The following is a 7322-nucleotide window of genomic DNA, read 5'->3' on the forward strand; positions in this document are numbered from 1 at the left end:
TCAGTGCCACTCCGTACGCTCGAGAGCATGGTGGGGGACGAACTACGCCAAGAACCACATGACGAGCCGTCCGGCGAGGAGAGCGAGAGCGACAGCGAGACCTGGCAGCGGCTCAGCGCCTACGCCTACCTCAGCGCACCCGAGCGCCTGGAGTACGTCGCAGTGATGCGGGTCTTCTGCGGCACCCTGCTCGCGGACCTCGCCGTACCCGACGTGCTCGCCAAGCTGGAGCAGGCCGGGCACCCGGCGGCTGCGCTCGGCGCGGAGACGCTGACCGCTCGGCTCGAACAGCTCGTGCGCTGGGGCAATCTGCTGCGCAGTACGCACACGGTCACCGCGACCAGCATCGCCGAGTACCAGCGCTCACGGTCCCGTTATCAGCTGTCCAAGCTGGGTGAGCGGGTGCAGCGTGACGCCGACGAGGTGCTGGCGGGAGCGGATGCCGCGCGTGAGGTCAGCAGTGAGCTCCTCACCCTCGTCGACCGAGGGCTCAAGGAGATTGCTGCCTTGGCCGCCGCGCCGGGCGGTACGGAGCCGCAGCATGCCCTGGAGAAGATCAGCACCCTCTTCGCGCAGTTCGCCGAATTCGCCGAGTCGGTGCGGGATTTCTATGCCTACCTCGGGCAGGTCCTGGCCCGCTACGACCTCGACGGTGCTGAGTACCAGGGCTTCAAGGAGCTGCTGCTCGACTACGTGCAAGCGATCACTGAGGATGTTTCCTTCCGCGCCCCGCGCATCGCCGCCCATCTGCGAGCCATCTGGCCGCACCTGCCCGCCTTGCTCAGCCGCATCGACGCTCATGCGTCGGGCCTCAATGCGCTCTCCGACGCGCTGCCAGAGACGCGGGTGCAGCGCAGCAGGGGGCGGGAACTGGCCGATTGGGAGGGAATGCGCGACTGGTTCGCCGACAGTGACGGCCACGGCAGCCAGGTGGACCAGCTCCGGGACGCAACCATGCGCGCCCTGCAGTCCCTGCTCGCCAACGCCAAGCGGATGCTGCGTTCGGCGTCGGGGGAGATGTCCCGCCGCAAGGACCTGCTCAGGCTTGCCGCCTGGTTCGACGCCGCCGAGCCCGACGAGGCGCACGACATAGCGGTCGCTGCGTTCGGGCTGTACGGGGCTCGGCATCTGGGGGTGGCGCCGGATCCCGATCTGTCCGTACCGGCGTATGTGAGCTGGTGGACCGGGCCCGTCGTGGATGTGCCGGTGGCCTTGCGTGAGCGTGGCAGCCGGGCCCCGCGCGGGCGATCCGCGGCAATCGAGGACCATGCTGAGCAGAAGCGCCGGCTCATGGAGCAGGCGCGTGAGCAGGCCGCCGCGCGTCACGCCGCGGCCGCCGAACTGCGCAGCGCGTCAGGTCGGTTCGACCAGGTGCGGCTCGGGTCCGCCGCCATGCGGCTCCTGCTGGAACTCCTCACCACCGCCCTCGGCAATGCCCAACTGCACAAGGAGGGCGATGACTTTCAGCTCGGTACCGCTCAGGCAGGTGATGTGGACTTGGGCATCCGGCTGACGGCCTGGCGTACCCCGGGCCGGCACACCCTCCTGCGTTCCGCGGACGGCGACCTGACGGCGGACGACCTCACCCTGGCCGTCGAAAGCATCACCGGCAGCGTCACCGGCGGCATTGCTGGCAGCATCCCCGAGGGCGTCACCAACACCGCCCCGGCTGCCACGGCCGAGGAAGCGAGCGCCTGATGCCCCTGCCCTCCGCCCACGACGTCGCACTCGCCGCCGAACGCCGTGCCGCCGCCCGTCTGCTGCTGGCCCACCCTCTGGTCACCAGCAACGGACCGCACAGCGACACGTTCCCGCTGATCCGCCGCCACGCCGACTGGCTTGCCCAGCGCTTCCAGCAGGTGTTCGGCTACCGACTCCTCGTCGAAGCCTCCTACGCCCGCCTGTTCAAGGCAGGTCTCGGTCCCGGCTCCGGGCGCCGCCTGGAGCGGCCGTCCACCGGTACGCCGTTCACGCCGCGGACGTACACCTACCTGGCCCTTGCCCTCTCGGTTCTCGTCACCGCCCCCGAGCAGGTTCTGCTGTCCCAGCTCGTTGCCGATCTGAGGGTCGCGGCCGTGGACGCCGGGATTGAGGTCGACGACATCGGGCGTCAGGCGGAGCGACGTACGCTCGCCGCGGCGTTGCGCCAACTCGTGGACTGGGGAGTGCTGACGGAGACCGAAGGCCATGTCTCGGCCCTCGCCGAGGAGCGGGGCGGCGAGGCGCTGCTGACCGTGGACCGCGAGATCGCCCGCGCGGTCGTCGCCGGACCGCTCGCGCAGAGCCGCGACGGAGCCGACCTCGTACGCCGAGCCGCCGACCCCGGCTTCGGCGGCCCGCGTACGTACGTGCGCAGACGCCTCGTGGAGACACCCGCCGTCCACCTCGACGACCTCACCAGCGCCGAACGGGAGTGGCTGCGGACCCGGCAGCGGCGTGAGTCGCAGGCCTTCTCCGAACTGCTCGGCCTGGAGGCGGAGATCCGAGCCGAGGGCATCGCCCTCATCGACCCCGACGGCGATCTCACCGACCTGCACCTGCCCGGCACCGGCACCGTCGCACAGGCGGCACTGCTCCTGGTGGGACGGCTGGTCGACCGGCTGCGCCCCGAGGATCCCGGCCACCCGGCGGTCGGCGGGAAGTTGATTATCGGCGTTCCCGTGCCGGACGGGTTGCTGCCTGAGCTGCTTGACGGGCTCGTCGAGGAGTACGGCCGACGCAGCAACTGGCAGCGCGGACTCCTGGAGGATCGGGAGGGACTGCTCGCCGCCGTCCTCGATCATTTGGTCCGCATGCGCCTCATGGCGCCCGCAGGTCCGGTGCGCGCCGATGGCCACGGTCTGCCCGACGGATACGAGGACGCAGCGCTGGACGGCCGGTCCGTCACCGACGTCTCGGGCGCTCGCGGCCAGGATGGCGCGGACGGCTGGGTGCTGCTCGCCGTTGCCGCCCGGTTCGCCACCACTGTGGCCGTCACGTCCCGTACCGGACAGCCGCAAGCAGACGACGTCGCCCAGGCATTCGCCACCACCGTTGCCGTCACGTCCCGTGCCGAACAGCCACCAGCAGACGACGCCGCCCAGGCAGTCGAGGAGCCGACCCGGTGAACCGCCCCTCTTCCCCGCCCCGCTATCGCCTGCACCGCGCCGGCATCCTGAACGTCTGGCAGTACGACCGGCAGGAGTTCGCCTTCGGTGACGGGCGCCTGCTGCTGCGCGGCAAGAACGGCGCCGGAAAGTCCAAGGCGCTGGAGATGCTGCTGCCCTACCTCCTGGACGGCGACGCCCGCGCTCTGGATGCCACGGGAACCGGCCGGACCACACTCTTGTGGCTGATGCTGGACGGATTCGAGCAGACCAACCGGCTGGGCTACCTCTGGGTGGAGTTCGCGTACACCGACGAGGACGGCAACGACCACCACCTCACCCTCGGAGCCGCCGTCCGCGCCTCCCAGTCGACCAGGACGGCCAAGCCGTTCTTCTTCATCACCCCGCTGCGGGTGGGTCACGACCTGCACCTGGCCCCCGCCGGCCAGCCGCTGCCGCTCGACCAACTCAAGGCACTCGTCGGCCCGGAGAACGTCACCGACCGAGCCGTGGAGCACCGGGCCCGGGTCGCCCGCCGCCTGTTCGGCCTCACCGATCCCGCCCGCTATCGGAACCTGCTCCACTTGCTGCACCGCCTGCGCCGTCCCACCATCGGCGACCGCATCGACTCCGGCGGGCTGGTCTCCGTCCTCGCGGAAACGCTGCCCGCGCTCGACGACGATGTCGTGGAGAAGGTGGCTCGCAACCTCGACGACCTGGACACCGTACGCACCCACCTCGCGCGCCTGGAAGGGACCGACGAGGCACTGCGCACCTTCCTGACCGGCTACCGCGGCTACCTGCACGGGGCGTTGCGCCGCCGGGCCGACGAGCTGGACGGGGAACTGGGACGGCTGGCGGAGCAGCGGCGTCTGGCGGACGAGGCAGTGAAGCAGTTGGCGAAGCTCAGCACCAGCGAGGAGGAACTCACCGCCCGCCTCGACGTCCTCAAAGCGGAGACGGACGCGGCCGAGACCGACCTCGTCGCCCTGCACGCCAGCGCCGCCTACCGCAGCTTGCAGGAGCTGGGGGAGAAGCGCGCCACGGTAACCGCCCTGCACAGCGCGGCGGAGGCCGCCTTCAAGGCGCTGCGCCAGGCTCACAGCACTCAGGAAGAGACCGGACGGCGGCTCACCGAAGAAGCCGGGAGGCTCGGCGGAGAACTGGCCGACCTCGGCACGACACACGGCGAGCTGCTGCGCGAGGCGGAGCGGTCCGGGCTCGACGCCGTGCACCTGGGCGAACCCGGGGCGGTCAGGGTGACCTCGGTCGCGGCAGCGGCGGCAACCGAACTGACCTCCCCGGCCGCCGACTTCCATCTCGTACGGCACAGCGAGGTGCTTGCCGTCGACACGGAGTCCTGCGCCGGAGCCCTGGAAGCTTGGGACACGCAACTGGACGCCGCCGGCCCAGTGGTCAGGAACCGTGCCCGAGCCGTGACCGAAGTGACCGCTCTCATCGACCAGGCACACCAGGCCCAGCAGCGGGCGCACCAGGCCGACTCCGCCCGGGAGCGCCTGGAGGAGCAGCTGGACGAGGCACGCGAGCAGGTCGAACGGCGACGAGAAGAAACGGCACGCGAAGGGGAGGCCTACGCGAGCGCCGTACAGACCTGGTCCGAGCGGCTGCGCAGCCTGACCGGCGGGGCACTGGACGACGTACACGCCCTGACCGCACACGACCCGGCGGAGGGTCCGCTGCCCGCCCACGTCCCCGACGAGGTGGCCGACACCGCCCGGTCGGCCGTCGAGCCGTGGCTTGCGGAACTGGGCGAACAGCGCGATGCGCGGGCGCTGGCGATCCGCGAGCTGGCCGCCGAAAGGGACCGCCTACGGCGTGAGCGGAACGACTGGGAAGCCCGCACCGACCCCGAACCCGCGCCCCCGTCGCACCGCTCGGCATCCCGCACGCCCGGCACCGGGGCCCCGCTGTACCGGCTCGTCGACTTCGCCGATGGCCTGGCGCCGACGGCCCGCGCGGGCTTGGAAGCCGCACTCGAGGCGAGCGGCCTGCTCGACGCGTGGGTATGCGCCGACGATGGTGCCGTCGTGGACCCGGCCACCCGGGACACCCTCATCACCCCCGGTACACCGCCCGCCGGACCGACGGTGGCCGACGTGTTGCGCCCGGTCACGGCATCCGACAGCGGGGTGACCACCGAGCAGGTCGAGCGCCTGCTCCACGCCGTGGCTCTGGTCACGGAGGGGACCACGGGTACGACGACGGAATCCGCCCTCGGCACCGACGGCTCCTGGAAGCTGGGCGTCGCCCAAGGCCGTCACACCAAGCAGACCGCCGAGTACGTCGGTGCGGAGGTACGGGCCGAGACCCGCCGCCGGGCCTTGGCCGAGCTGGACCGACAACTGCAGCGCCTCGCCGAAGAATTGACGCAGCACGAGAACGACCTGCGGATCCTCACGGAACACCGCGCGCAGGTGGCAGACGCCCTCAGCCACCCGCCCTCAGCCCGCCCACTGACCGACGCATGGGCCCGTACCACCGAGGCCGATCGCACCGCCGGGGTTCTGGCCGGCAAGGCGTCCGCAGCCGCCCGTGAGGCGGAGCAGGTACGCGCCCTCGCCGTCGCCGCCCGGCGCGAGGCCGAGGCGACCGCGAGCGCGAACGACCTCCCGGTCGACCCGGCCGCGCTCGGCTCCGTACGCCTGTGTCTGGACCGCCTCGACACAGGCATCCAACGATTGCGTAGGCGGCTGCGCGTGGTCGGTTCCTCCGTCGACGCCCATCGCCAGAGCCGCGCGGACTACCAGCGCGCCTTGACGTCCACCCGAGAAGCGGAATCCGACTACGCCGAGCCGCTCGCCCGCCTGGACATCGCCCGCCGCACGGTCCGGGGCCTGGAGGAGGCGCTGGGCGCGCCGGAACAGGAAATCCTCGCCCGCGAGGACGAGGCGAAGCGGCGACTGGAGGCCGTACGTCGACAACTGCCCGGTGCCGAGCGGGACCTGAGCGCCGTACACGACGAGCGGGTGCGCGCGGAGGAGGACGAGAGGGTCAGGCGGCAGGCGCTGGCCACGAAGGAAGGGGAGGCGGTCGCGAGTGGCAGGCGCCTGCGTACGGCGCTGTCCCTGCCTGGCGTGACCCGGGGCGCGGGTATCGACCTGTCGATGCAGAACGAGGGCAGCGAGGCGCACGTCCCCGACGACGGCGCGCGCGACCGCACTCCAGCATTGCGCCCGCTCGTGGAAGCCGTGCGCCGATGCCTGGACGCCGAGCGGCGCGACATCTCGGACACCGCGCTCCTCAACCGGCACACCGAGCTGCGCGACAAACTCTCCGGAGGCTACGACGCCACACTGGAGGAACACGACGGCATCAAGGTCTGCCGTCTCGTGGACGACCACGGTTCGCACGACGTCGCCACCGTAGGCGAGCGCATCGCCGCCGAGGCAGCCGATGCCCGCCAACGGCTCACGGACCGCGAACGAGAGGTCTTCCAGCGCTTCCTGACCGGCGAGTTGGGCGACCACCTCTCCGGTCAGGTCCTGGCCGCAGGCGCCCTGGTCGCTGCGCTTAACGGCACCCTGTCCACCGTCCGGACCTCACACGGACTGGGGGTCACACTCGACTGGAAACTGGCGGACGGAGTCGAGGCCGACGTCAAAGCGGCGGTCGACCTCCTGCGCAGTCCCTCGGGCCTGCGCACCCACGAGCAGTCCGAGCGGCTACGCGATGTGCTGCAGCGCCGTATCGAGGACGCCCGCCGCGCCGACCCCGGCGCCAGCTACGCCGCCCATCTGCGCACCGCCCTCGACTACCGGGACTGGTTCACCTTCACCCCCTGGGTGGTCGACGACGCCGCCCCCAGCAGCCGCCGCAAACTCTCCGGCCGCACCGGACTCAGCCAGGGCGAACAGCGAGTCCTGTCCTACCTGGTCCTCTTCGCAGCCGCGGCCGCCCACTTCACGAGCCTCGCCGAGTCAGCTCCGCACGCGCCCCGGCTGATCCTGCTGGACGACGCCTTCGCCAAGGTAGACGAGCCCACCCATGCCCGCCTCGGCCGCATCCTGGTCGACCTGGACCTGGACTTCGTCCTCACCAGCGAACGCCTCATCGGCAACTGGCCCGACGTGCCGTCGCTGCACATCTACGAGTGCCTGCGCGACCCACACGTGCGAGGTGTGGCCACGCTCCACTACACGTGGAACGGGCGACAGAGGCGGCTGGTATCGGTATGACGGACGCCTCAACGGACGCCCAGGCGGAGAGCGAGCAGCC

3 protein-coding genes are annotated in these 7322 nt (G+C 71.3%); all 3 read left to right on the plus strand.

Features of this window, described 5'->3' with window-relative positions; genetic code table 11:
* Positions 1-27 precede the first annotated feature (27 nt).
* The 3 genes from ACWD1Z_RS20135 to ACWD1Z_RS20145 are packed head-to-tail and all read left to right on the plus strand — an operon-like array spanning position 28 to position 7282.
* A complete protein-coding gene (locus ACWD1Z_RS20135; RefSeq protein ID WP_451120365.1) occupies positions 28-1698 on the plus strand; it encodes a TIGR02677 family protein in 1671 nt (556 codons plus the stop codon).
* Positions 1698-3107 carry a TIGR02678 family protein gene (locus tag ACWD1Z_RS20140; RefSeq protein ID WP_451120367.1) on the plus strand — a complete coding sequence of 470 codons (1410 nt, stop codon included), beginning with the start codon at positions 1698-1700 and terminating at the stop codon, positions 3105-3107. Before ACWD1Z_RS20135 ends, ACWD1Z_RS20140 begins: the two co-directional genes overlap by 1 nt.
* Positions 3104-7282 (plus strand): TIGR02680 family protein, encoded by a 4179-nt coding sequence (locus ACWD1Z_RS20145; protein WP_451120369.1) that lies wholly within the window; start codon positions 3104-3106, stop codon positions 7280-7282. Before ACWD1Z_RS20140 ends, ACWD1Z_RS20145 begins: the two co-directional genes overlap by 4 nt.
* Positions 7283-7322: the final 40 nt, after the last annotated feature.

This window comes from Streptomyces sp. NPDC002784, from assembly GCF_053592135.1.